This is a genomic window from Streptomyces sp. NPDC088766, from assembly GCF_044750845.1.
Classification (GTDB): Bacteria; Actinomycetota; Actinomycetes; order Streptomycetales; family Streptomycetaceae; genus Streptomyces.
The window spans coordinates 1-23567 of record NZ_JBIVKQ010000019.1; the positions used below are offsets into that span (position 1 = coordinate 1).

The window sequence follows — 23567 nt, forward strand, 5'->3', positions numbered from 1 at the left end:
CACCGCCGCGTTGTCGCATCACCCGAGTACATCCGGTACGCGGGCAATGCTCCGCCTTGCGATGCACCGCACCGGACGCCGCGAGCTTTCCGGCAGACCTTTCCGGCCACAGCACTAGCACCCCGTCAGTCCGGCCTCGGTGCCTTCACGCCGTGCACGCGCGCGTACGTGTCCGCCAGCCAGGGCCCGAGATCCTCGACGTACCCCCGCAGCACGCCGGCGTCCCCGGTCGGCTCGTATCCGCGTACGGCCGCCGCGCGGAGCTGTTCCGCGCGCGCGGGGTGGTACGCGGCGAAGGCCTCCGCCATCTCGTGCAGGTCGCTGGTCCAGCCGTTCCAGCGGGGCATGACCAGGGTGAAGGCGGTGCGCACGAGGTGCCGGGACATGAACCGGACCAGTGGCAGCCGGGCCGCGTCGGTGTCGTCCGCCTCGGCGATGCGCGCGCGCCAGCGCGGGAGGAGCAGCGCGAGGTCACCGTTGGTCTCCCGTGCGAGCAGGGACGTGGGCCGGTAGCGGGGCAGGTGCCCGGCCAGGTCCTCGCCCAGCAGCGGCGTGCACAGGCACGCCACGAACCAGCCCAGGTCGTACCGCTCGGCGTCGCTCAGCAGCCGGGCGCGGCCGTGGAGCAGCGTGCCGGCCCCGTCGATCTGCGGGTACTCCCGGTCGAGGGCCTCGCCGAGGGAGCGGACGCCTGCCCGGTCCGCCCCGGTGGGTTCCTCGTGCAGCGCGACCAGGAGGTCGAGGTCGCTTCGCCCCACGCGCGCGGTGCCACGGGGAACCGACCCGTACAGATACGCGCTGTGCAGCCGCTCCCCGAACAGGTGCGGCAACCGGTCCCGTGCCGCGGCGACGACGGGACGGAAGACGTGCTGCACGCGCGCGAGGGAACCTTCGCGTGCGATGAACCCCTGGGCGTCCAGACCTGGACGGATGTCGCTCATGGGGCCACTGTGCTGCGGGAGGCGGCGACCGGCCTCACCTTTTTCACCTACGCCGAGGGCAGGGCCGCCCCGGCGCACGGGACCGAGGCCGCCCGGCGCACGGGGTCCGGGGACGGGCCCCTCCCGGCAACGCTCACACCGACAGCCCGGGCCCGCCGACGGTGGCCCACACGGACACGCCGTCGGCCGGACCCGGCGGTCAGCGGGACCGCTTGGCCAGTCGTTCCACGTCCAGCAGGATGACCGCCCGAGCCTCCAGGCGGAGCCACCCGCGCTGCGCGAAGTCGGCCAGCGCCTTGTTCACGGTCTCGCGGGACGCGCCGACCAGTTGGGCCAGCTCCTCCTGCGTGAGGTCGTGGACGACGTGGATGCCTTCCTCGGACTGCACGCCGAAGCGGCGGGACAGGTCCAGCAGGGCGCGCGCGACGCGGCCGGGAACATCGGAGAAGACCAGGTCGGACATGGCGTCGTTGGTCTTGCGCAGGCGCCGGGCGACGGCGCGCAGAAGCGCGGTGGCCACCTCGGGGCGGGCGTTCAGCCAGGGCTGGAGGTCGCCGTGGCCGAGGCCGAGCAGCTTGACCTCGGTCAGCGCGGTGGCGGTCGCCGTCCGCGGGCCCGGGTCGAAGAGCGACAGCTCGCCGATCAGTTCGCTGGGGCCGACCACGGCCAGCATGTTCTCGCGGCCGTCCGGTGACGTGCGGTGGAGCTTGACCTTGCCCTCGGTGACGACGTAGAGCCGGTCGCCGGGGTCTCCCTCGTGGAACAGGGAGTCGCCACGGGCGAGCGTCACCTCGCTCATGGAGGCGCGGAGCTCCGCGGCCTGCTCGTCGTCGAGTGCCGCGAAGAGCGGGTTGCGCCGGAGGACGTCGTCCACGAGTTCTCTCCTTGTCGACCTGCTCAGGGGATCTTGCTCCCCCGTGTGCCAGGGGTCCGTGTTCCCCATTTTGCCGGGCGGTCCAAACAGTGTGATCTGTCACAAGGATGCCGCACAGGTGTCCTGGGGTAAGCGTCAGGGGTCCAATTGGGGGCTGATCTTCAGGGCCCGGGGCGGATGTCGGTGTCGGGCTTTAGGCTGGCCGGGTGTCCGAACAGCCGGTGAGAACACAGGCCAAGGGGGCTGGGTGGGTGGTTGGACGTCGCGATTCCGCTGTGGGCGAACAGGGCTCCGGCGGTGACGGGAAGAGGGCGGAAACCGTGAAGAAAGCGGCCGCGAAGAAGGCGGCGGGGAAGAAGGCGGCCGCCGCCAGGACGACAGAGACTGCCGCGACCGCAGAGACAGCCGCGGCACCGTCGAAGCCGCCCAAGTCGCCCGGGCCTTCCAGGAGCGAGTCCCGCACCGCCCTGGTCCGCCGCGCCCGCCGCATCAACCGTGAGCTCGCCGAGGTCTACCCCTACGCCCACCCCGAGCTGGACTTCGAGAACCCCTTCCAACTCGTGGTCGCCACCGTCCTGTCGGCCCAGACCACCGACCTCCGGGTCAACCAGACCACCCCCGGCCTCTTCGCGAAGTACCCCACCCCCGAGGACCTGGCCGCCGCCGACCCGGAGGAAGTCGAGGAGATCCTGCGTCCGACCGGCTTCTTCCGCGCCAAGACCAGGTCGGTGATAGGGCTCTCCAAGGCCCTGGTCGAGCAGTTCGACGGAGAGGTTCCCGGCCGTCTGGAGGACCTGGTGAAGCTGCCCGGCGTCGGCCGCAAGACCGCCTTCGTGGTGCTGGGCAACGCGTTCGGCCGACCGGGGATCACCGTGGACACGCACTTCCAGCGGCTGGTACGGCGCTGGCGGTGGACCGAGGAGAGCGAGCCGGACAAGATCGAGACCGCCGTCGGCTCCCTCTTCCCCAAGAGCGAGTGGACGATGCTCTCGCACCACGTGATCTTCCACGGCCGCCGCATCTGCCACGCCCGCAAGCCCGCCTGCGGCGCCTGCCCCATCGCGCCGCTCTGCCCGGCGTACGGCGAGGGGGAGACGGACCCGGAAAAGGCGAAGAAGCTCCTGAAGTACGAGAAGGGCGGCTTCCCCGGCCAACGGCTGAACCCGCCCCAGGCCTACCTGGACGCGGGCGGCCGCCCCGCTCCCCCGCTGGGGGCCGGATGAGGCAGGGTGGGACCCCGCCGAACCGGAACGATCCGCGCCCCCTCGGGCGTTGGACCGGGCAGAACCGGGGGGTGGTGCGGTGATGGCGCGCGCGAGTGACACACAGGGCGGGGCGGTGACCCTCAGCAAGGAGGGGCTGCCGGCCTGGCTGGGGCCGGTGGTGGACGCCGTGCAGACGGTGCAGCCGCTCCAGCTGAGCCGCTTCCTGCCCCCCAAGGACGGAGGCGGGCGGCAGTCGGCGGTCCTCATCCTCTTCGGTGACGGCGAGCGCGGCCCCGAGCTGCTGCTCATGGAGCGGGCCAGCTCACTGCGCTCGCACGCCGGGCAGCCGTCCTTCCCCGGCGGCGCCCTCGACCCGCAGGACGGCGATCCGCACGGTGACGGCCCGCTGCGGGCCGCCCTGCGCGAGGCCGAGGAAGAGACCGGCCTCGATCCGGCAGGCGTCCAGTTGTTCGGTGTGCTGCCCAAGCTGTACATCCCGGTCAGCGAGTTCGTCGTGACCCCCGTGCTGGGCTGGTGGCGCGAGCCGAGCCCGGTCGCGGTGGTCGATCCGAACGAGACCGCCCGCGTGTTCACGGTCCCCGTGGCGGATCTCACGGATCCCGCCAACCGCGCCACGGCGTACCACCCCAGCGGCCACCGAGGCCCGGCATTCCTGGTCGAATCCGCCCTTGTGTGGGGCTTCACCGCCGGTGTGATCGACCGCCTCCTGCACTACGCGGGCTGGGAGCGTCCCTGGGACCGCGAGAAGCTGGTGCCACTCGACTGGCGGTCATGACAGGGTGTCGTCCGTGCTGTGTTACCCGGGGGGCGACCCTCCGGACCCCGGCCGGCCTGCCGTGGCCGGGTACGAAGAGGCGAGGCCTGAACGGTGAACGTGCTGGACATCCTGTTGCTGGTCGCGGCCGTCTGGTTCGCTGTCGTCGGCTACCGCCAGGGCTTCGTCGTCGGCATCCTGTCGGTGATCGGTTTCCTGGGCGGCGGTCTCGTCGCCGTCTACCTGCTGCCGGTCATCTGGGACTGGCTGACGGACAACTCCGAGGTGAGCACGACGGCCGCCGTCGTCGCCGTGGTCGTCGTCATCGTCTGCGCGTCCGTCGGGCAGGCCCTCACCACCCACCTGGGCAACAAGCTGCGCCGCTACATCACCTGGTCCCCGGCCCGCGCGCTGGACGCGACCGGCGGCGCCCTGGTCAATGTCGTCGCGATGCTGCTGGTGGCCTGGCTTATCGGGTCCGCCCTGGCCGGTACGACGCTGCCCACGCTGGGCAAGGAGGTCCGTAGCTCCACGGTGCTGCACGGCGTGTCCGAGGCGCTGCCCGCCCAGGCCGACACCTGGTTCGCCGACTTCTCCTCCGTCCTCGCCCAGAACGGCTTCCCGCAGGTCTTCAGCCCGTTCGCCAACGAGCCGATCACCGACGTCCAGCCGCCCGACCCGGCCCTGGCGAACAGCGCCGTGGCGGTCCGCGCGCAGCGCTCCATCGTCAAGGTCGTGGGCACCGCGGAGAGCTGCGGCAAGGTCCTGGAGGGCACCGGCTTCGTCTTCGGCGAGCGCCGCGTCATGACCAACGCGCACGTCGTGGGCGGCGTCGACGAGCCGACCGTCCAGATAGGCGGCGAGGGCCGCAAGTACGACGCCACGGTCGTGCTGTACGACTGGAAGCGCGACATCGCCGTCCTCGACGTACCCGATCTCGACGCGCCCGTGCTGCAGTTCACCACCGGGGACGCGGCGAGCGGGGACGGCGCGATCGTCGCCGGCTTCCCGGAGAACGGCTCGTACGACGTCCGCGCGGCGCGCGTGCGGGGCCGCATCACGGCCAACGGCCCGGACATCTACCACCGCGGCACCGTCCGCCGCGACGTCTACTCGCTGTACGCGACGGTCCGTCAGGGCAACTCCGGCGGACCGCTGCTCACGCCCGAAGGCAAGGTCTACGGCGTGGTCTTCGCCAAGTCCCTCGACGACGCCGACACCGGCTACGCGCTCACCGCGGACGAGATCCGGCAGGACATCGCCCGTGGACGCGCCGCCAACCAGCAGGTGGACAGCGACAACTGCGCCCTCTGACGTGGGGGGGGGGGGGGGGCGGGCCCCCCCCCCCCCGCCCCCGCGGGGGGGGGGGGGGGCCCCCCCCCCCCCCCCACCACGCCCTGTCGGAGGCAGCGGTTCGGCACTGTGGGAAACAGCGGTTCGTCACCGGGGGACCCGTCCCGGGAAGAGGACCGCGCGAGAGCGTCAGTCGCGCGGGTGACGCAGGCGTACCGAGACCCAGCGGGCCCGGCGGCGAAGGATGCGCGGAATGCCCACCCGGAGGTCGTTGCCCTGCAACTGCGGGCCGCTGCCTCGTTGGTGGGAGTCAAGACCACCGGCCGAGCGGCGGTCGCGTACTGCGTCACTGTAGTCGTGCGTCCAGCCCATACACCGACGTCTGCCCGGGCCCCAAGGTCGATAACCGCCCGGTAGCCCGCCAATTGGCCTATGCGCCGGGCAATTGGCTGTTCGTGGAACACGCGTTCAGTTCCGGATACCGGGCGCGACGATCCGGTCACCGATCGGGTTCGGGATCCTTCAGCCAGTTGACCAGTTCGGTGGAGAAGACGGCCGGATCCTCTTCGTGCGGGAAGTGCCCGAGCCCGTCGAACAGCCGCCACCGGTACGGCGCTTCGACGTACTCGCCCGAACCGGCCGCGCTGCGGGTGCGCATCACGGGGTCCAGGGAACCGTGCAGATGCAGAGTCGGCACGCGCACCGGCCGCTTCATGCGCCGGTAGAACTGGATCCCGTCCGGCCGGGCCAGCGACCGCACCAGCCACCGGTAGGGCTCCACCGAACAGTGCGCGGTGGAGGGGATGCACATCGCCCGCCGGTACGTCTCGATCGCCTCGTCCTCCGGCTGCCGGGGCCCGGACCACTCCCTGATCAGACGGCCGACCAGCTCGCCGTCGTCGGCGGTGAGCTGCCGCTCCGGGATCCAGGGCCGCTGGAACCCCCAGATGTGGGAGCCGGCCGTGGTCTGCCGGACGTCGGCGAGCATTGCGGAGCGCCAGCGCCTCGGGTGCGGCATCGAAACGACCGCGAGCCGTCGTACGAGCTTGGGGCGCATGACCGCCGCGGTCCATGCCAGATAGCCGCCCAGGTCGTGGCCGACCAGCGCGGCGTCCGGTTCGCCGAGGGAGCGGATCACGCCGGTGATGTCGAGGGCGAGGTTGGCCGGGTCGTAGCCGCGGGGCGTACGGTCGCTGCCGCCCACGCCCCGCAGGTCCATGGCGACGGCCCGGAAGCCGGCGTCGGCCAGCGCGGTCAGCTGGTGCCGCCACGTCCACCAGAACTGGGGGAAGCCGTGCACGAGCATCACGAGCGGGCCGTCGCCCAGCTCGGCGATGTGGAAGCGCGCGCCGTTGGCGGCGACCTCCCGGTGGGTCACCTTGGTCTCGCCGACGAACTCGGGCCGTACGACCGAGGCGGGCTGAGCCGAAGGGGTGGCGGGGTCCGTCATGACGACGAGCGTGCCACAGGCTCGAGGGCTTTGCGGCCACCGTCCTGGGTCAGCTCGGGCCGCGGGTGCGGCTTGGCGTTCTGCAGGACGCCCGCCGACTCCTTCACCGAGGCGGCGACCTTCTGTGCGCCCTTGCCCTTCTTGGCCTTCTTGGCGAAGGCGACGCCGATCAGCGCCAGGACCACGGCGACGAGGACGTTCGCCGCGAAGGACAGCAGGAAGCAGATCGCGAGATTCCAGTCGCTCCAGGTACGGATGCCGTACGCGAGGGCGAAGTTCAGCATCGGCAGCGAGAACAGCAGGATCGCGCCTGCCACCGTGAACGCGCCACCGCTCGTCGCTCCCCGTTTCACGTCCTGCTTGAGCTGGGCCTTCGCCAGCGCGATCTCGTCGTGCACCAGCGCCGACATCTCGGTCGTCGCGGAGGCGAACAGCTGGCCGATGCTGCGTTCGGCGCCGACCGGGCTGCCGTCGGGTGCGCTCATCGCGGTCTCCCTCGTCTTGTACGGTTCCGCCGTCTTCTGCCTGACTGCGTGCGGTCCCGTCTTTGTACCGTCCCGTCAGATCATGCCGGACGGTCGTCCTCCTCGCCCGCCCCGCCCGCCACTTCGGCAAGCCCGTGGCGCGCCGCGGCCTTCTCCGCGGCGAGCCGGCGGTGCTCGGCGGCCTTGCGGTCGTAGATCTCCGCCATGCGCGCGTGGTACGCCGGATCGTCCTCCTCGTAGACGTCCGGGATGCCGTCGAGGTCGTCGTCGCGCTCCTCGTCCTGGCACATCCGGCGGTACTTGGCGTTGCGCACCTTCAGCAGGACGGTCGCCAGGACCGCCGCGATCAGTGAGCCCGTCAGTACGGCCGCCTTGACCTCGTCGGTCAGGACCGCGTCGCCCTCGAAGGCCAGCTCCCCGATCAGCAGCGAGACGGTGAAGCCGATGCCGGCGAGCGAGGCCACGGCGAAGACGTCCGCCCAGGCGAGGTCCTCGCTGAGCGAGGCCCGCGTGAAGCGGACGGTCAGCCAGGTACCGCCGAAGATGCCGACCGCCTTGCCGACGACGAGCCCCAGGACGACACCCAGCGTCTCCGGCTTGGTGAACACGTCTGCGAGCGCGTCGCCGGAGACCGACACCCCCGCGCTGAACAGGGCGAACAGCGGAACCGCCAGGCCGGCCGACAGCGGGCGTACGAGGTGTTCGATGTGCTCGCCGGGGGATTGCTCCTCGCCCTCACGGGTGGTGCAGCGCAGCATCAGGCCCATCGCGACGCCCGCGATGGTGGCGTGGACGCCGCTGTTGTACATCAGCGCCCAGATCACCAGCGCGAGCGGCACGTACACGTACCAGCCGCGTACGCCCTTGCGCAGCAGCAGCCAGAACAGGCCCAGGCCGACGACCGCGCCGCCGAGCGCGGCGAAGTCGATGCCGTCGGTGAAGAAGACGGCGATGATCAGGATCGCGAACAGGTCGTCGACGACGGCGAGCGTGAGCAGGAAGGCCCGCAGGGCACTGGGCAGGGAAGTGCCGATGACGGCCAGGACGGCGAGCGCGAAGGCGATGTCGGTCGCGGTGGGCACGGCCCAGCCGTCCAGGGCACCGCCCCCGGTGAGGTTGGTCAGCACGTAGACCAGCGCCGGTACGGCCATGCCGCACAGGGCGGCGACGACGGGCAGCGCGGCGGCCTTCGGGTCCTTGAGATCACCGGCGACGAGTTCGCGCTTGAGCTCGATGCCGGCGACGAAGAAGAAGACGGCGAGCAGTCCGTCGGCCGCCCAGTGCTCGATCGACAGGTTCAGCCCGAGCGCCCCGGGGCCGAGGTGGAAGTGACCGACGCTCTCGTAGCTGTCGTGCAGCGCGGGTATGTTCGCCCAGATCAGCGCGGCGACGGCGGCGACCAGCAACAGCACGCCGCCGACCGTCTCGGTGCGCAGCGCGTCCGCGACGTAGTTCCGCTCGGGCAGGGACAGGCGTCCGAAGACCTTGCGGGGAGGGGTGGTGCGGGGGGTGTCGGCGCGGGGCGCGGTCACGGTGGGCCTCCGGTGGATGGACAGCACGGAACTCGTGCCGACCAGACTTCCCGGCTCACCTTTGTTTAGTTTACCTAAAGTGAGCCCGGAGCATTCCGGTGACTCCCACGGTAGGCGCGTCCTGGGCACCCGGCGCACCAGTGCGCCGGGTGCCCAGGACAGCTGTGCTCAGTCCTCGCTGCTCGCGGTCGGCAGGTTGGTCTGGATGAGGTCCATGACGGTGGAGTCGGTGAGCGTGGTCACGTCACCGAGCTGCCGGTTCTCGGCGACGTCGCGCAGCAGGCGGCGCATGATCTTGCCGGAGCGGGTCTTGGGCAGTTCGGCCACCGGCAGGATCCGCTTGGGTTTGGCGATCGGGCCGAGGGTGGCGCCGACGTGGCCTCGCAGTTCGGCGACGAGGCTCTCGTCGTCGGCGTTCGCGGTGCCGCGCAGGATCACGAAGGCGACGATGGCCTGCCCGGTCGTCTCGTCGGCGGCACCGACCACGGCGGCCTCGGCGACGGACGGGTGGGAGACGAGGGCGGACTCGACCTCGGTGGTGGAGATGTTGTGGCCGGAGACGAGCATGACGTCGTCGACCCGGCCGAGCAGCCAGATGTCGCCGTCGTCGTCCTTCTTCGCGCCGTCGCCCGCGAAGTAGCGGCCCTCGAAGCGCGACCAGTAGGTGTCGAGGAACCGCTGGTCGTCGCCCCAGATCGTGCGCAGCATCGACGGCCACGGCTCGGTCAGGACGAGGTAGCCACCGCCGCCGTTCGGCACCTCGTTCGCCTCGTCGTCGACGACGGTCGCGGAGATGCCGGGCAGCGGCCGTTGTGCGGAACCGGGCTTGGTCGCGGTGACCCCCGGCAGCGGCGAGATCATCATCGCGCCGGTCTCGGTCTGCCACCAGGTGTCGACGACGGGTGTGCGGTCCGCGCCGATGTGCTTGCGGTACCAGATCCACGCTTCGGGGTTGATCGGCTCGCCCACCGACCCCAGGACCCGCAGGCTGGAGAGGTCGAACTTCGCGGGGATGTCGTCACCCCACTTCATGAACGTACGGATCGCGGTCGGTGCCGTGTACAGGATCGTCACCCCGTACTTCTGCACGATCTCCCAGAACCGGCCCTGGTGCGGGGTGTCCGGGGTGCCCTCGTACATGACCTGCGTCGCGCCGTTCGCCAGCGGCCCGTACACGATGTAGGAGTGGCCGGTGACCCAGCCGACGTCGGCGGTGCACCAGTACACGTCGGTCTCGGGCTTGAGGTCGAACACGGCGTGGTGGGTGTACGCCGTCTGGGTGAGGTAGCCGCCGGAGGTGTGCAGGATGCCCTTCGGCTTACCCGTCGTACCTGAGGTGTACAGAATGAACAGCGGGTGCTCGGCCTCGAACGCCTCCGGGGTGTGCTCGGCCGACTGCCGCTCGACGATCTCGTGCCACCACACGTCACGGCCCTCGGTGAAGGCGACCTCCTGGCCGGTGCGCCGCACCACGAGGACGTGCTCGACGTTGTCCACGCGCGCGACGGCGTCGTCGACGGCCGGCTTCAGGGCGGAGGGCTTGCCGCGCCGGTACCCGCCGTCGGAGGTGATGACGACCCGGGCGTCGGCGTCCTGGATGCGGGTGGCGAGCGCGTCCGCCGAGAAGCCGCCGAAGACCACCGAGTGCGCGGCACCGATCCGGGCGCACGCCAGCATCGCGACGGCCGTCTCGGGGATCATCGGCATGTAGACGGCGACCCGGTCGCCCTTGCGCACGCCCAGCTCCAGCAGGGCGTTGGCGGCCTTGGAGACCTCGTCCTTGAGCTGGGCGTAGGTGATGGCGCGGCTGTCGCCCGGCTCGCCCTCGAAGTGGATCGCCACCCGGTCGCCGTGCCCGGCCTCCACGTGCCGGTCGACGCAGTTGTACGCGACGTTGAGCTCGCCGTCCTTGAACCACTTGGCGAACGGCGGGTTCGACCAGTCCAGTGTCTCCGTCGGCTCCTTGGCCCAGGTCAGCCTGCGGGCCTGCTCGGCCCAGAAGCCGAGCCTGTCAGCCTTGGCCTGCTCGTACGCCTCCGCCGTGACATTGGCGTCGGCGGCCAGGTCGGCGGGCGGCTCGAACCTGCGCTCTTCCTTGAGCAGGTTGGCCAGGCTTTCGTTGCTCACGACATCTCCCTTTCCAAGGGTGTCCGTTGTGTCCCAGGCCACAGCTCATCAGACCCGGGAGCCGGTGACAAGAGTCGACAGAAAATTGGTTTAGACCTGTCGGGGCCGTGTGGTGCGGCTCCCTTTCTGTCGCTCCGAGTCATCCGTACCCACGGACCCCGACCGGACGGAGTTCATGGGATGTAACGGCTTTCACACTCGCGGGAGGCGGGAGGCGGGAGGCGGGCCGAAGAGGGGAGGCGTGGTGAGGTGATAAGGCTGGGGGAGCCCGCAGGTGGATGGGGCCGGTGCGCGGGCACCGAGGGAGCGTGAGCCGGGCGATGCGGGGCGGGCTTGCGAGGAGTGGGTGGGCTTGCGAGGAGTGGGTGGGGCGGGCCGACCGCCGTGCGGCGCAGCCGGCCCGCCCCGCCCGGTCGCTCACGCGCTCAGATCCGCCACCCCCACATGGTCGAACACCTCGCGCCCGCCCGCGCGGTCCTCACCGAGCAGGTACGCCTGTGCTTCGCCCACGTGGAAGTACATCCCGTGCAGCTCGAGCTCACCGGCCCGCAGCGACCGCGCCACCGACTCATGGCCCCGCAGATGGTCCAACTGCTCGACCACATTGGTCAGGCACAGTTGCTCGACCGCGTCGGCTGTCGCCCGTCCGGCCAGCCGCGCCCCGGGCCGGCCGGCGTCGGCCATCCGCTCCAGGCTGGGCAGCCCGTGCCGCAGCCACCGCTGCAACGGTGTCTGCGCGTCACCCGGTTCGGCGTCGAGCAGCGCTTGCATGGCCCCGCAACCGGAGTGCCCGCAGACCGTGATGGACCGCACCTTCAGCACGTCCACCGCGTACTCGATCGCGGCTGCCACCGAGTCGTCCCCGCTCTCCTCGCCGGGCGGTGGCACGAGGTTGCCCACATTGCGCACCACGAACAGGTCGCCGGGACCACTGGAGGTGATCATCGACGTGACCAGCCGCGAGTCGGCGCAGGTGAGGAACAGCTGGGACGGCTGCTGCCCTTCCCGGGCCAGCCGTGCCAGCTCGCCCCGCACCAGCGGTGCGGTGTTCCGCTGGAACGCGCTGATCCCGCGGAGAAGCTGACGTGCACTGGGCCGGGAGCCGGCGGCGCCGAGGGCCTGGACATGCTCGGCCCGCTCGGCGGGGCCGGCCTGTTCGGCCCGTTCGACCCGCTGGGTGTGTGGGGTCTGCTCGGCCTGTCCGGTCGGCTCGGTGAGTGCCGGTGGCGCGGCGGACCTGGCGAGCCCGCTCGCGGCGGCCGACCGGGTGGACTCCGCGAACTCCGTGGGGAGCGTGCCGGTCCGTTCGTCCGGTTCTTCGCCGGACGGCTCCTTCGACAGGGCCTCCTGGTGCTCCGTGGCGTGGGCACCGGGCGGCGGTGCCGACATCGGGCCGTCGCACTGATGGTTGCGCCAGGGTGTCCAGGGACGGCAGCGACAGCCGGTGAGCGGACTGTCCGCCGTGCCGGCTGAGACGGCAGCTCCGACGGGCGGGACGGCAGGGTCGTCGCCCTCGCCGCCGGAATCGGAGCCGGAGCCTGAACCGACGGCCCCCGCGCCGGAGCGGCGGCCGGTCAGCTCGACGAAGCCGCCCTGCGCGGTGTGCGTTCTCTGCCAGTCCTGCAGTGTCTCGTACGCCGCGTGATCCATGAAGGAGCCGTCCAACTCGACGGTCACACGAGCGCCTTGGGGCACGTGATGCAAGGCGCGGCTGAGGCGTGGTACCGCCAGGAACGTCAACTGTCCTCGTACATGTACGTGATGGGTTCCTTCCTTCTCGTCGTGGGTGATGCGGGTGCGGGCGAGACGGTGCATGGAGACGCCGACGGCCACGGCGATCCCCAGAGTGACGCCCTGCAGGACGCCGAGGAACACCACGCCCAGGGTGGTGATGGCGTACACCGGCACCTCTCGGTGGCGGGTCACCGTGCGGATGTGGTGCAGGGACACCATCTGGATGCCGACGGCCATGACCAGGGCTGCGAGCGAGGCGAGCGGGATCAGCTCCAGGACCGGGACCATCAGCAGCGCGGCGACTACTACGAGAACGCCGTGCAGCATGGTGGAGTTCCGGCTGACGGCACCGGCGTGCACATTCGCGGAACTGCGTACCGCCACGCCCGCGACGGGCAGTCCGCCCAGTGCGCCGGAGACCAGATTGGCGGCACCCTGGCCCAGCAGTTCGCGGTCGAGGTCGGAGCGGCCGACCAGGGCGGGCAGGCCGGGGCGGGCGGCGATCAGCTTGTCCACGGCGACCGCACCGAGCAGCGACTGCACGCTGCACACCAGTGTGATGGTGAGGACGGCGGCGACGAGTCCGAGCACCGGCCCTTCCGGCATCCCCGCCAGGGCATGGCTGCTCCAGGACGGCAGCTCGACCCGGGGCTGGGTGAGCCCGGCGAACGCGGCGGTCGCGGTGGCCCCGGTGACGGCGACCAGCGCGGCGGGCACCTTGCGCAGCAGACCGCCCAGGCGGCCGGGCAGGCGCGGCCAGAGCAGCAGCAGGGCCAGCGTGAGAACGCTGACCGCCACCGCGGCCGGGTGCAGGTCGAGCAACTGGGCGGGCAGGGAGCTCAGATTGTCGAGTACGGAGCTCTGCGGGCTTCCGCCGAGGACGATGTGCAGCTGGGCGACGGCGATGGTGACACCGATGCCCGCGAGCATGCCGTGCACGATGGCGGGGCTGACGGCGAGCGCGCTGCGTGCCACGCGCAGGCAGCCGAGGCCGAGTTGGGCGAGGCCGGCCAGGACGGTGATGGCGCAGGTGGTCCGCCAGCCGTAGCGGTGGATGAGGTCGGCGGTGACGACGGTCAGGCCGGCGGCGGGCCCGCTGACCTGGAGGGGCGAGCCGCCGAACCGTCCGGCGACGAGCCCGCCGACGGCGGCGGCGACCAGGCCCGCCTGGAGGGGTGCGCCGGTGGCCAGGGCGATGCCCAGGGACAGGGGCAGGGCGATGAGGAAGACCGCGATCGCGGCGGATACGTCGGCGCCCGCCATGTGGAAGCGGCGGTGCGGTGCGGGCGGGGGGCTGTGGGGCGGGTGGACTCGCTCGGTCTGTGGCGAGTCCGGCGTACGAGTGGGGATGCAGGCTGACATGTTTCCCGTCTCCTCCGGGGCTGCGCGGTCGCATTTGCGGCCGTGGGTCACGGCGTACAGCGGCGGGATGGATCAACTATCAGTAAACGAATCGTAATGCAGAGTAAAGGCTAAGCATGTATTTTTCGGGCAAATAGGTCAATCGATCACCCGGATGAGCGAACCGGGCATTTTGTCGGCTTGTCGTATTAATTCCTTCTCGGGCCTCGTGCGACGTTGACGGCGCCGTTGTTGGCCCTGGAGAAGGAAGAAGGTGGGCGGAAGATGGCCGCCACCCAGAGGATCGCCGCGGGCGCCGTGATCGCCGCGGCGGTCGCGTCGCTCGCCGGCTGCGCTACGGGAACCGGGGGTTCCCACGGTTCTGAAAGAGGGGTGTCGGGGCCCCAGAAGGCGAAGCCGGCCGCCCCCGCACCCGGGAGCGCCGTCCGCCTCATCGGCGACGGCTCCACCGCGTTCACCGGGGCCCAGCCCCATCTGCCCAGACCGGAGCGCCTCAAGCCGGGGCAGAAGCCGCCGCAGTTCGTCGTCTTCTCGTGGGACGGCGCGGGCGAGGACAGTCAGCGGCTGTTCTCCCACTTCCGCAAGGTGGCCAAGGAGAACAACGCCACCATGACCTATTTCCTCAGCGGTGTGTACGTACTGCCGGAGCACAAACGCGACCTCTACAGGCCGCCCCAGCACTCGCCGGGCCGCTCCGACATCGGCTTCAACGACGAGCAGGGCATCGCCGACACCGTGAAGCAGCTCCGCCTGGCGTGGCTGGAGGGCAACGAGATCGGCACCCACTTCAACGGCCACTTCTGCGGCAAGGACGGCGGTGTCGGCGAGTGGTCGGTCGAGGAGTGGAAGGAGGAGATCGCCCAGGCCAAGCAGTTCGTCAAGACCTGGAAGACCAACACCGGCATGGCGAAGGCGGCCCCGCTGCCCTTCGACTACGACAAGGAACTCATCGGCGCCCGCACACCCTGTCTCGAAGGACAGGAGAACTTCCGCAAGGCCGGCCGGGAGCTGGGCTTCCGCTACGACACCAGCGGCGTCAACAACCAGGTCTGGCCCGGCAAGAAGGAGGGCCTGTGGGATCTGTCCATGCAGCTCGTGCCCTTCCCCGGCCACTCCTTCGAGCAGCTCACCATGGACTACAACTTCATGGTCAACCAGTCCGGTACCGCCACCCAGGGAGACCCCGCCAAGCACGAGTACTGGGGCGACCAGATGCGTGACGGCCTGCTCAGGGGTTTCCAGCGGGCCTACGACGGCAATCGCGCGCCGCTGATCATCGGAAACCACTTCGAGTCCTGGAACGGCGGGACGTACATGCGAGCCGTCGAGGAGGTCGTGGAGAACGTGTGCACCAAGGAAGAGGTGCGTTGCGTCTCCTTCCGGCAGCTCGCGGACTGGCTGGACGCCCAGGACCCGCAGACCCTTGCCAAGCTGCGCGGCCTCGGAGTCGGCGAGGCCCCGAAGCAGGGCTGGGCGTCCTTCCTCTCCGGCAGTCCCGCTCCGGCCCCGAAGGGCGTGCCCGGGGCACCGGCGGTCAAGCGGTAGCGGTCGGTCGCAGGCGGTGGGGGTCGCGCGGGCCGGCCCGCGCGACCGTCACACCGAGGCGGTCAGGCTCTCTCCGAGGACGAAGCCGGGGTCGATCTGCGCAGCCAGGTCGGCCCCCGTCCGCTCGTTCCCCCACGACTGGGCGTTCTTCAGATGGAAGTGCACCATCTGGCGCGTGTAGCGCCCCCAGTCGCGTCGCTCGTACGCCGAGTCGGCGGTCGTCCGCAGCAGCTCCAGGGCGCGGCGGTTGGCGTCCTCCAGGGCGTCGAACCGGGGCGGCCGGCCCTTCTCCATGGCGCGCACCCAGTCCGAGTGGCCGACCGTCACGAGCAGGTCGTCCCCGACCTCGGCGCGGAGGAAGTCGAGGTCGTCCTGGCCCTGGACCTTGTTGCCCACGACCCTCAGCCCGACGCCGAAGTCACGGGCGTACTCCTTGTACTGGCGATAGACGGAGATCCCCTTCCGGGTCGGCTCGGCGACGAGGAACGTGATGTCGAAACGGGTGAACATACCGGACGCGAAGGAGTCCGAGCCCGCCGTCATGTCGACGACCACGTACTCGTCGCGGCCGTCCACCAGGTGGTTCAGGCACAGCTCCACCGCCCCCGTCTTGGAGTGGTAGCAGGCGACCCCCAGGTCGGCGTCCGTGAAGGGGCCCGTGACCATCAAACGGACGGCACCGCCGTCGAGTTCCACCGGCCGGGCGCACGCGTCGTACACCGGGTTGTCCTCCGACACCCGCAGCAGCCGCGAACCCTCGCCGGGCGGGGTCGTCTTGATCATCGTCTCGGCGGAGGCGATGCGGGGGTTGGAGCCGCGCAGATAGTCCTTGATCAGCGGCAGCCGGTCCCCCATCGCGGGCAGTGCCGCGGCCGCCGCCTCGTCGAGCCCGAGTGCGGCGCCCAGGTGCTGGTTGATGTCCGCGTCGACCGCGATCACCGGCGCGCCACCGGCTGCGAGATGACGGACGAAGAGGGAGGACAGCGTGGTCTTGCCGCTGCCGCCCTTCCCGACGAAAGCAATTTTCATGTTCACCAAGAGTAGTGCCGCGTACGCACTGCGTCGCGTGCCCACGTGAAGAAGACCACTCCTTCGTGGGGTCCGCGCCTCCGTTGCGTAGTGTCGTACTCATGAGTACGACAGGCGCTACCGCCGATCCGCTCGCAGCCCTGGGATCGCTGCCCGGGGTGGCCGACTCCGTCGAGACCGTGCGCAAAGCCGTGGACCGCGTCTACGGGCACCGCATCATGCGACGACGCAGCACGGCGATCACCTCCGAGGCCGCCCTGCGCGGCTCCCGCGGCTCGGCGGCGCTGTCCGGGGCGGACTGGGCCCTGGAGGAGGTCCGTCGGCGCAGCGACTTCGGAGCCGACGACGAGGCACGGGTCGTCGGCGCGGCGCTGCGGCTGACCGCCGAGGCGGGCCAGTTGCTGTCCATCTGGCGGCAGTCGCCCTTGCGGGTGCTGGCGCGGCTGCACCTGGTCGCCGCGGCGACCGGCGGCGACGAGGTGGGGCGGCCGAGGCGGTCGGACGAGGCGGTCGCCGAGCCGCTGATCGAGCTGCCCCTGCCGAGTGCGGACGAGGTCTCCGGCCGGTTGGAGGGGCTGTCCGAGCTGATCCTCGCGGGGAGTTCCGCGCCCGCTCTGGTCACCGCCGCCGTCGTCCACGGCGAGCTTCTCGCCCTGCGGCCCTTCGTCTCGCACAACGGCCTGGTGGCACGCGCCGCCGAGCGCATCGTGCTGATCGGCAGCGGCCTCGACCCCAAGTCGGTCTGCCCCGCCGAGGTGGGCCATGCGGAACTGGGCCGGGCGGCCTACCTCGCGGCCCTCGACGGCTATGTCTCCGGCACCCCGGAAGGCATGGCGGCCTGGATCGCCCACTGCGGCAGAGCGGTGGAACTGGGGGCCCGCGAGTCGACAGCGGTGTGCGAGGCGCTTCAGCGCGGGGCGGCGTAACGGGTAAGGCGCCCCCGCGGGAGCCGGGAATCCCGGAAGAACCCGGAAAAGAGTTGCGGCGGTACGAGGTCTCGTACCGCCGCTGGCATGTTCACCGGGTTACCAAGCGTCCTCGATATGTGCCCATCAGGTCGGGAACCTCGCCCGTCACCTGGTGCGGCTGGCCCGTAATCGACGGGTCGACGTCGCGTGGGTGCCCGGCGTTCATGCTTCGGTCCGTGGGGCCAAATGCGGTATTGAGGTGATCCTCTCGGATGTCCTTGGTCTCGCGGGCCGTTGGTTCCTTTGTACTCCAGGACCCCGGCAAGCGGAAGTGCTGGCGTCCGTTCTTTACTTTTACTCTCAAACACGTGGTAATCGGGCATGGGGGGTCGTGCGTGATCGCGGCTCAGGCGGTCGCCGCCGCCCGCCGTCGGCTGGCGTACCAGACCAGACCCGCCGTGGCCGCCGCGGCTCCTATCGCCGCCACCGCGACGAGCGCCGGACGGGGCGGGACGGAGAACCCCGGAATCCGCTGCTTGAGTCGCACCGGCCGGTGGAAGTCCAGGATCGGCCACCCGCGCGCGACGGCCTCACGGCGCAGCGCACGGTCCGGATTCACAGCGTGCGGATGACCGACCGCCTCCAGCATCGGCAGATCGGTCACCGAGTCGCTGTAGGCATAACAACGCGCGAGGTCGTAGCCCTCGGACTCCGCCAGTTCCCGGACGGCCTCGGCCTTGGTCGGGCCGTACGCGTAGTACTCCACCTCCCCGGTGAAGCAGCCGTCCTCGCCCACGACCATCCTGGTGGCCACCACGCGGTCCGCGCCGAGCAGTTCGCCGATCGGCTCGACCACTTCCGCGCCCGATGTGGACACGATCACGACGTCGCGGCCGGCGGTGTGGTGCTGCTCGATCAGAGAGGCCGCCTCGTCATAGATGAGCGGGTCGATCAGATCGTGAAGGGTCTCGGCGACGATCTCCTTCACCTGTCGGACGTTCCAGCCGCGGACCATCGCGGAGAGGTACTCGCGAGTCCGCTCCATCTGGTCGTGGTCCATACCGCCGACGAGGAAGACGAACTGCGCATATGCGGTACGCAAGGCCGCCCTGCGGTTGATCAGCCCGCCCTGGTAGAAGGACTTGCTGAAGGTGAGTGTGCTCGACTTCGCAATGACCGTCTTGTCCAGGTCAAAGAAGGCCGCTGTACGGGGCAAGGAGTGGTTTTCCACATCCTTGAGCATAGGGGCAGCTCATTCGGCGTAAGGTCGGCGTGTGGGTTTGCCTGAGAAGGCTCTCGGGTACACCATGGAAGTCACGGATCGTTCGCGACCGTGCTAACCCGGCCCGACTCCTCCCCCCCCCGAGTCGGCCGTGGAGACGACCCCCGCTCTCCCCCCCGGCGGGGGTCGTCGCATGTCCGGACGGGTTTTCCCCTCCCTGTGCGGATCTGTTCCCGCACCGAAGCGACAGAGATCGCCTCTTCAGCACGTCCACAATTCGTCACTCTCCGTAGCCGTCGGGCTGCTCTGTGCGCGTCGTACACAGGGCGTACAGCGCTCACCGGTACGGGTGACGGTGATATTCACAACTCCCCACTGGTCCACAGTTATCCACCAAGATCCCCATGATTTCCGGCTTCGTTGCACCGTGAATCCCACACGTTCGCTCGCGCCGAGTTCCGGGCCGGTTCCGTTTGCCGGTCCTCCCGGGCCGGTTTCCGGCGGACCTCATAGGGAGACCGGGTGCCGGTTCTTCACACGTACGGGATTCGCGGGGCCGCAGAGGACTGCGCGCCACGCGGCGAAGGGGGAGGAAAACCGTGACCGGAGTCGTCACACACGACCCGCCGCCCGCCGCCGGAGGGCGGCAGGGCAGGCCACTGATCGTCACCGAGGACGCGGCACTCCTCGACGACCTGCTGCGGCTGTGCGCCGCGGCCGGTGCCACACCCGAGGTGCACCACTCGGTGCCCGCACAGCGGGGCGGCTGGGAGTCCGCGCCGCTCGTCCTGGTCGGCGACGATGCCGCGCGCCGCGTGCGCGGCGCCGTCCGCCGCCGCGGAGTGGTCCTCGTGGGGCACGATCAGGACGACTCAGGGGTGTGGCGCAGGGCCGTCGAGATCGGCGCCGACCACGTCCTGGTGCTGCCCGACGGCGAGCAGTGGCTCGTCGACCGGATCGCCGACGTCGCCGAGGGCGTCGGGCGGCCCGCCCTCACCGTGGGAGTCGTCGGCGGGCGCGGCGGGGCCGGAGCGTCCACGCTCGCCTGCGCTCTCGCCGTCACCTCCGCGCGTGAGGGACTGCGCACTCTCCTGGTGGACGCGGATCCACTGGGGGGCGGACTCGACGTACTGCTCGGCGGCGAGACCGTCGAAGGCCTGCGCTGGCCGGCATTCGCCGCCTCACGAGGGCGCGTCGGCGGCGGAGCCCTGGAGGAGTCGCTGCCCGCGCTGCATCAGCTGCGCGTGCTCAGCTGGGACCGCGGCGACTGTGTCGCCGTCCCGCCGCAGGCCGTGCGGGCAGTGCTCGCCGCCGCTCGCCGCCGCGGCGGCACGGTCGTCGTCGACCTGCCGCGGCGCATCGACGACGGAGTCGCCGAGGTCCTCGCCCAGCTCGACGTCGGCCTCCTCGTGGTCCCCGCCGAACTGCGCGCCGTCGCGGCGGCCGGACGAGTCGCGTCCGCCGTCGGCATGGTCCTGCGCGACCTGAGGGTGGCGGTACGCGGCCCGTACGCCCACGGACTCGACGACCGTGAAGTGTCCCGCCTGCTCGGACTGCCCTTGGCCGGTGAGGTGCCCATCGAGTCCGGCCTGCTGCGCCCGGACGGCGGCAAGGCACCGCCCGGTGGGTCCGCGCGCGGACCGCTCGCCCGTTTCTGCAAGGAGTTCTGGGAGCGGGCGCTGACCGAGGCGGGCGCCGTATGAGCACTGTGCCCCGGCTCGACCGGTCGCGAGGATCCGGCTCACTCCTCGACGGCGTACGGCAGTGGCTCGCCGAGAGCGGAGCCGAACCGACACCCGCACGCGTGGCGCAGGCGCTGCGCGAACAGGGGCGTGTCCTCGGGGACGCGGAAGTGCTGGGGGCGGCCGAACAACTGCGGTCCGAGCTGGTCGGCAGCGGCCCGCTGGAGCCACTGCTCGCCGACCCGTCGGTGACCGACGTCCTGGTGTCGGCCCCCGACCGGGTCTGGGTCGACCGGGGCGGCGGCCTGGAACTGACCGCCGTCTCCTTCCCGGACGCGGCCGCCGTGCGGCGCCTCGCGCAGCGTCTGGCCGCGGTGGCCGGACGCCGGCTGGACGACGCCCGGCCCTGGGCCGACGCGCGGCTGCCCGACGGAACCAGGCTGCACGCCGTACTGCCTCCGGTGGCCGTCGGCTGCACCTGCCTGGCGCTACGAGTGGTGAGGCCGCGGGCGTTCACCCTGGACGAACTCGTGGCCGCGGGCACGGTGCCGCCGGGTGGGGACGAGGTGCTGCGGGCACTGCTGCGGGCCCGTTTGTCCTTCCTGGTCAGCGGAGGCACCGGCACCGGCAAGACGACTCTGCTCAGCGCGTTGCTGGGGCTGGTCGGGCCGGGGGAGCGGATCGTGCTGGCGGAGGACTCGGCGGAACTGCGGCCGGACCACCCGCACGTCGTCCGGCTGGAGACCCGGCCGGCCAACCAGGAGGGCGCCGGGCTGGTCACACTCGAGGACCTGGTGCGGCAGGCGCTGCGGATGCGGCCGGACCGGCTGGTCGTGGGCGAGGTGCGCGGAGCGGAGGTCGTCCACCTGCTGGCCGCGCTCAACACCGGCCACGAGGGCGGATGCGGGACGGTCCACGCGAATGCCGCCGCCGACGTCCCCGCCCGGCTCGAGGCGCTGGGCACGGCGGCCGGGCTCGACCGGGCGGCTCTGCACAGCCAGCTGGCGGCCGCGCTCTCCGTGGTGCTGCACCTTGTGCGCGACCCGGCCGGGCGGCGGCGGATCGCCGAGGTGCATGTGCTGGAGCGGGACCCCTCGGGGCTGGTGCGGACCGTGCCGGCGCTGCGGTGGCAGTCGGATGCGTTCGCGTACGAGCGTGGCTGGGAGCGGCTGAGGGAGCTGCTGCGAAGCGAGAGGAGTCAGGGGAGCCATGAGCGTGACAGGCGGGATGGGTGAGGTGCCGATGAGTGCGGCCGTTGCATGTGCCGGGGTGGCGGTCCTGCTCTGGGGCGGACCGTACTCGGCGCTTCGGCGGGCACAGTTGCTGCTGGCCGGGGGCGAGGTGGCCGGCAGTGGGCCACCGTCATGGCAGGACCTGGCGCACGACCTGCGGCGCGTGCGTGGACGCTGGCGGCCCGAGTGGTGGTCACCGGTCGTCGGACTGCTCGTGGCCGTGCTCGGCGGCTCGGTGCTGCCGGTCGCCGCGGGGGCGGCAGGGGTACCCCTGCTGCGTCGTGCGTGGCGGGCCCGGTCGGCGCGGCGGGCGGGCGAACGCCGGGCTGACGCGGTGATCGCGCTGTGCGCGGCGCTCGCCGGGGAGGTGCGTTCCGGGAGGCAACCCGGTGAGGCCTTGCAGCGCGCCGCCCGCGACTCGGGAGGGCTCGGCGAGGCCCAGGCGGCCGTGCTGGCGGCCGCCCGGTTCGGCGGTGATGTGCCCGGCGCGCTGACCGGTGCGGCACGGCAGCCCGGGGCCGACGGTCTGTTGGGGCTCGCGGCGTGCTGGCGGGTGGCCGTGGACCAGGGCGCGGGGCTCGCGGCCGGACTCGACCGCCTCGAAGGGGCGTTGCGCGCCGAACGCGACCAACGCGCAGACCTGAGAGCGCAGTTGGCGGGGGCGCGCTCCACCGTGGTGATGCTCGCCTGCCTGCCGGTCCTGGGGCTCCTCCTGGGCGCGGCACTCGGCGCGGACCCGCTGCAGGTCCTGCTGCACACCGGAGCCGGCCTCGGGTGCCTGCTCGTCGGCGGGGTGCTGGAGGGGCTGGGGATGTGGTGGGCGCTGCGGATCATGCGAGGTGCGGAGGGCGCGTGAGGTGGAGGGAAGAGAGCGTGCGAGGCGGGTTCGCGCCGGTCGGCCGGGTGAGGCGAACGGAGGACGAGTGGGTGGGAGGAAGGCGGGATGAGTGCGGAAGTTGTCCACAGGCTGGGGGTGGCCGTGGGGATCGTCATGGCCCTCGCGTGGGCGGTGCGGTGCGCGGACGCCCTGCGGTGTCGTCGGCGGGCGAGGCAGCGGCTCGCCGAGGTGCTGGCCCGCCCGGCAAAGCCGGAGATCCCGCGGCCCGGGGTGCGGGAGGCCGTACGCCGGTGGCTGCCGGAGGCGGCGGTGGTGGGTGCCGGGTGGATGGTGGGCGGTGGGGTCGTCGGTCTCGGCCTGGGGCTGACCGGGGCGGCGGTGCTGTGGTGGTGGCGCCGCAGGCGGCAGGCGACGGAGTCCATGAGTGAGGCCGACGTGCGGGCCGCGGCCCGGCAGCTGCCGCTCGCGGCCGACCTGCTGGCCGCGTGCATCGCGGCGGGGGCGAGGCCGGTGATCGCGGCGCAAGCCGTGGGGGAAGCACTCGACGGGCCCGTCGCAGGAGCATTGGCACGTGGTGCCGCCGAGGTGCGTCTGGGAGGCGAACCCGCCTGTGCCTGGCGGAGTTTGGCGGCGATGCCCGGGGCGGAGGCGCTGGCCCGGCTGCTGGAGCGGGCCGACGTGTCCGGTCTCCCGGCGGCGGTGCCGGTTGCCCGGATCGCGGCCGACGCCCGCGCCGACCGGGCCCGCGCCGGCACGGCTCGGGCCCGACGAGCCGCCGTCATGGTCACCGCACCGGTGGGGCTGTGCTTCCTGCCCGCCTTCATCGCCGTGGGCATCGTTCCCGTCGTGATCGGCCTGGCGGGCGGGGTGCTGGGAGGGAGTGGGCCGTGAGGCGGATCTGAGGGGCGGCCGGGGCAGTCGGTCCGGGCCGGCCATGTCGGGCAAGGCGGTCGGCGGGTCCGTGCTGTGAGCTCAAGCGGTTGGAGAAGCACGGCAGTGAAGGCGGCTGAAGCAGGTCGAGCAGGCAGAGCAGGTCGAGCAGGTAGAGCGGGTCAAGCAGTTCGGCTGGTCCACGGGGACCGGTCGTCGAGCAAGTGGGATCGAGACTCACGGGGGTCGAAATGAGCAAGGCGGTACGAGCGAGGCTGCGTTTCCTGGTGCGCCGGGTGCGTGCGGCGCGGAGGGACGCGGGGATGGTGACCAAGCGTGTCGCGGCACTTGCTGTGTCCCACCCGATTGGGTCGCTTTACCCGTGGGCTGAGCCTCGTCGGCGAAGATCCGCACAGTGAGTCATCGTGTCTCTTTCCCCGCCCACGCTGGTGATCTATGTCAC

19 protein-coding genes are annotated in these 23567 nt (G+C 71.4%); 9 read left to right on the forward strand and 10 right to left on the reverse strand.

Annotation, left to right across the window (positions count from 1 at the left end; translation table 11 throughout):
* Positions 1-125: 125 nt before the first annotated feature.
* Positions 126-941, reverse strand: a complete 816-nt coding sequence (locus ACIP5W_RS24315) for a nucleotidyltransferase domain-containing protein (protein WP_401477278.1) — start codon at positions 939-941, stop codon at positions 126-128.
* Between the two features lie 199 nt (positions 942-1140).
* Positions 1141-1815 carry a Crp/Fnr family transcriptional regulator gene (locus tag ACIP5W_RS24320; protein ID WP_020129286.1) on the reverse strand — a complete coding sequence of 225 codons (675 nt, stop codon included), beginning with the start codon at positions 1813-1815 and terminating at the stop codon, positions 1141-1143.
* Between the two features lie 320 nt (positions 1816-2135).
* Between ACIP5W_RS24320 and nth the strand changes: the two genes are divergently transcribed.
* From nth to ACIP5W_RS24335, 3 genes are all read left to right on the forward strand, one after another.
* Complete coding sequence (gene nth, locus ACIP5W_RS24325; RefSeq protein WP_401477281.1) at positions 2136-3038, forward strand: endonuclease III; 903 nt, start codon at positions 2136-2138, stop codon at positions 3036-3038.
* Positions 3039-3120: 82 nt separating this feature from the next.
* Complete coding sequence (locus tag ACIP5W_RS24330; protein ID WP_401477284.1) at positions 3121-3816, forward strand: NUDIX hydrolase; 696 nt, start codon at positions 3121-3123, stop codon at positions 3814-3816.
* Between the two features lie 93 nt (positions 3817-3909).
* The gene (locus tag ACIP5W_RS24335) at positions 3910-5109 is read left to right on the forward strand and encodes a MarP family serine protease (RefSeq protein ID WP_401477287.1); all 1200 of its coding nucleotides are present in this window, start codon (positions 3910-3912) and stop codon (positions 5107-5109) included.
* A 168-nt stretch (positions 5110-5277) separates the two neighbouring features.
* On the opposite strand, the gene ACIP5W_RS24340 is transcribed toward ACIP5W_RS24335, so the two are convergent.
* The 6 genes from ACIP5W_RS24340 to ACIP5W_RS24365 form a co-directional block, all read right to left on the reverse strand.
* Entirely contained in the window at positions 5278-5460 is a 183-nt protein-coding gene (locus tag ACIP5W_RS24340; protein WP_401477290.1) for a hypothetical protein, read from the reverse strand.
* A gap of 127 nt (positions 5461-5587) precedes the next feature.
* Complete coding sequence (locus ACIP5W_RS24345) at positions 5588-6538, reverse strand: alpha/beta fold hydrolase (protein ID WP_401477293.1); 951 nt, start codon at positions 6536-6538, stop codon at positions 5588-5590.
* Positions 6535-7023 carry a phage holin family protein gene (locus tag ACIP5W_RS24350; protein ID WP_401477296.1) on the reverse strand — a complete coding sequence of 163 codons (489 nt, stop codon included), beginning with the start codon at positions 7021-7023 and terminating at the stop codon, positions 6535-6537. Before ACIP5W_RS24350 ends, ACIP5W_RS24345 begins: the two co-directional genes overlap by 4 nt.
* 80 nt (positions 7024-7103) lie before the next feature.
* Positions 7104-8555 carry a Na+/H+ antiporter NhaA gene (gene nhaA / locus ACIP5W_RS24355; RefSeq protein WP_401477299.1) on the reverse strand — a complete coding sequence of 484 codons (1452 nt, stop codon included), beginning with the start codon at positions 8553-8555 and terminating at the stop codon, positions 7104-7106.
* Positions 8556-8723: 168 nt separating this feature from the next.
* Complete coding sequence (gene acs / locus ACIP5W_RS24360) at positions 8724-10724, reverse strand: acetate--CoA ligase (RefSeq protein ID WP_401477302.1); 2001 nt, start codon at positions 10722-10724, stop codon at positions 8724-8726.
* Between the two features lie 375 nt (positions 10725-11099).
* Positions 11100-13778: a SulP family inorganic anion transporter gene (locus ACIP5W_RS24365; protein ID WP_401477305.1), complete on the reverse strand. Its 2679-nt coding sequence runs from the start codon at positions 13776-13778 to the stop codon at positions 11100-11102.
* A 264-nt stretch (positions 13779-14042) separates the two neighbouring features.
* On the opposite strand from ACIP5W_RS24365, the gene ACIP5W_RS24370 reads away from it, so the two are divergent.
* A complete protein-coding gene (locus tag ACIP5W_RS24370) occupies positions 14043-15323 on the forward strand; it encodes a hypothetical protein (protein ID WP_401477308.1) in 1281 nt (426 codons plus the stop codon).
* A gap of 48 nt (positions 15324-15371) precedes the next feature.
* On the opposite strand, the gene ACIP5W_RS24375 is transcribed toward ACIP5W_RS24370, so the two are convergent.
* The gene (locus tag ACIP5W_RS24375) at positions 15372-16352 is read right to left on the reverse strand and encodes an ATP-binding protein (protein WP_401477311.1); all 981 of its coding nucleotides are present in this window, start codon (positions 16350-16352) and stop codon (positions 15372-15374) included.
* Positions 16353-16453: 101 nt separating this feature from the next.
* Between ACIP5W_RS24375 and ACIP5W_RS24380 the strand changes: the two genes are divergently transcribed.
* The gene (locus ACIP5W_RS24380; protein WP_401477314.1) at positions 16454-17278 is read left to right on the forward strand and encodes an oxidoreductase; all 825 of its coding nucleotides are present in this window, start codon (positions 16454-16456) and stop codon (positions 17276-17278) included.
* A gap of 388 nt (positions 17279-17666) precedes the next feature.
* Here ACIP5W_RS24380 and ACIP5W_RS24385 read toward each other — a convergent pair whose 3' ends face one another.
* Positions 17667-18503, reverse strand: coding sequence for an HAD family hydrolase (locus ACIP5W_RS24385; protein WP_401477317.1), 837 nt, complete (start codon positions 18501-18503; stop codon positions 17667-17669).
* Positions 18504-19081: 578 nt separating this feature from the next.
* On the opposite strand from ACIP5W_RS24385, the gene ssd reads away from it, so the two are divergent.
* The 4 genes from ssd to ACIP5W_RS24405 all read left to right on the forward strand — a co-directional run bounded on the left by ssd (position 19082) and on the right by ACIP5W_RS24405 (position 23125).
* Positions 19082-20185, forward strand: coding sequence for a septum site-determining protein Ssd (gene ssd, locus ACIP5W_RS24390; protein ID WP_401477320.1), 1104 nt, complete (start codon positions 19082-19084; stop codon positions 20183-20185).
* Positions 20182-21399, forward strand: a complete 1218-nt coding sequence (locus tag ACIP5W_RS24395) for a TadA family conjugal transfer-associated ATPase (RefSeq protein WP_401477323.1) — start codon at positions 20182-20184, stop codon at positions 21397-21399. The genes ssd and ACIP5W_RS24395 overlap by 4 nt, the downstream gene beginning before the upstream one ends.
* Positions 21374-22252 carry a type II secretion system F family protein gene (locus ACIP5W_RS24400; protein ID WP_401477326.1) on the forward strand — a complete coding sequence of 293 codons (879 nt, stop codon included), beginning with the start codon at positions 21374-21376 and terminating at the stop codon, positions 22250-22252. The genes ACIP5W_RS24395 and ACIP5W_RS24400 overlap by 26 nt, the downstream gene beginning before the upstream one ends.
* An 87-nt stretch (positions 22253-22339) precedes the next feature.
* Positions 22340-23125: a type II secretion system F family protein gene (locus tag ACIP5W_RS24405; RefSeq protein ID WP_401477329.1), complete on the forward strand. Its 786-nt coding sequence runs from the start codon at positions 22340-22342 to the stop codon at positions 23123-23125.
* The last annotated feature ends 442 nt before the right edge of the window (positions 23126-23567 follow it).

Coding starts and splice junctions, on each gene's coding strand:
- ACIP5W_RS24315 (WP_401477278.1), bottom strand. CDS start 941: ATGAGCGACATCCGTCCAGGTCTGGACGCCCAGGGGTTCATCGCACGC.
- ACIP5W_RS24330 (WP_401477284.1), top strand. CDS start 3,121: ATGGCGCGCGCGAGTGACACACAGGGCGGGGCGGTGACCCTCAGCAAG.
- ACIP5W_RS24340 (WP_401477290.1), bottom strand. CDS start 5,460: ATGGGCTGGACGCACGACTACAGTGACGCAGTACGCGACCGCCGCTCG.
- ACIP5W_RS24345 (WP_401477293.1), bottom strand. CDS start 6,538: ATGACGGACCCCGCCACCCCTTCGGCTCAGCCCGCCTCGGTCGTACGG.
- ACIP5W_RS24350 (WP_401477296.1), bottom strand. CDS start 7,023: ATGAGCGCACCCGACGGCAGCCCGGTCGGCGCCGAACGCAGCATCGGC.
- ACIP5W_RS24365 (WP_401477305.1), bottom strand. CDS start 13,778: ATGTCAGCCTGCATCCCCACTCGTACGCCGGACTCGCCACAGACCGAG.
- ACIP5W_RS24370 (WP_401477308.1), top strand. CDS start 14,043: ATGGCCGCCACCCAGAGGATCGCCGCGGGCGCCGTGATCGCCGCGGCG.
- ACIP5W_RS24375 (WP_401477311.1), bottom strand. CDS start 16,352: ATGAAAATTGCTTTCGTCGGGAAGGGCGGCAGCGGCAAGACCACGCTG.
- ACIP5W_RS24380 (WP_401477314.1), top strand. CDS start 16,454: ATGAGTACGACAGGCGCTACCGCCGATCCGCTCGCAGCCCTGGGATCG.
- ACIP5W_RS24385 (WP_401477317.1), bottom strand. CDS start 18,503: ATGCTCAAGGATGTGGAAAACCACTCCTTGCCCCGTACAGCGGCCTTC.
- ACIP5W_RS24395 (WP_401477323.1), top strand. CDS start 20,182: ATGAGCACTGTGCCCCGGCTCGACCGGTCGCGAGGATCCGGCTCACTC.
- ACIP5W_RS24400 (WP_401477326.1), top strand. CDS start 21,374: ATGAGCGTGACAGGCGGGATGGGTGAGGTGCCGATGAGTGCGGCCGTT.
- ACIP5W_RS24405 (WP_401477329.1), top strand. CDS start 22,340: ATGAGTGCGGAAGTTGTCCACAGGCTGGGGGTGGCCGTGGGGATCGTC.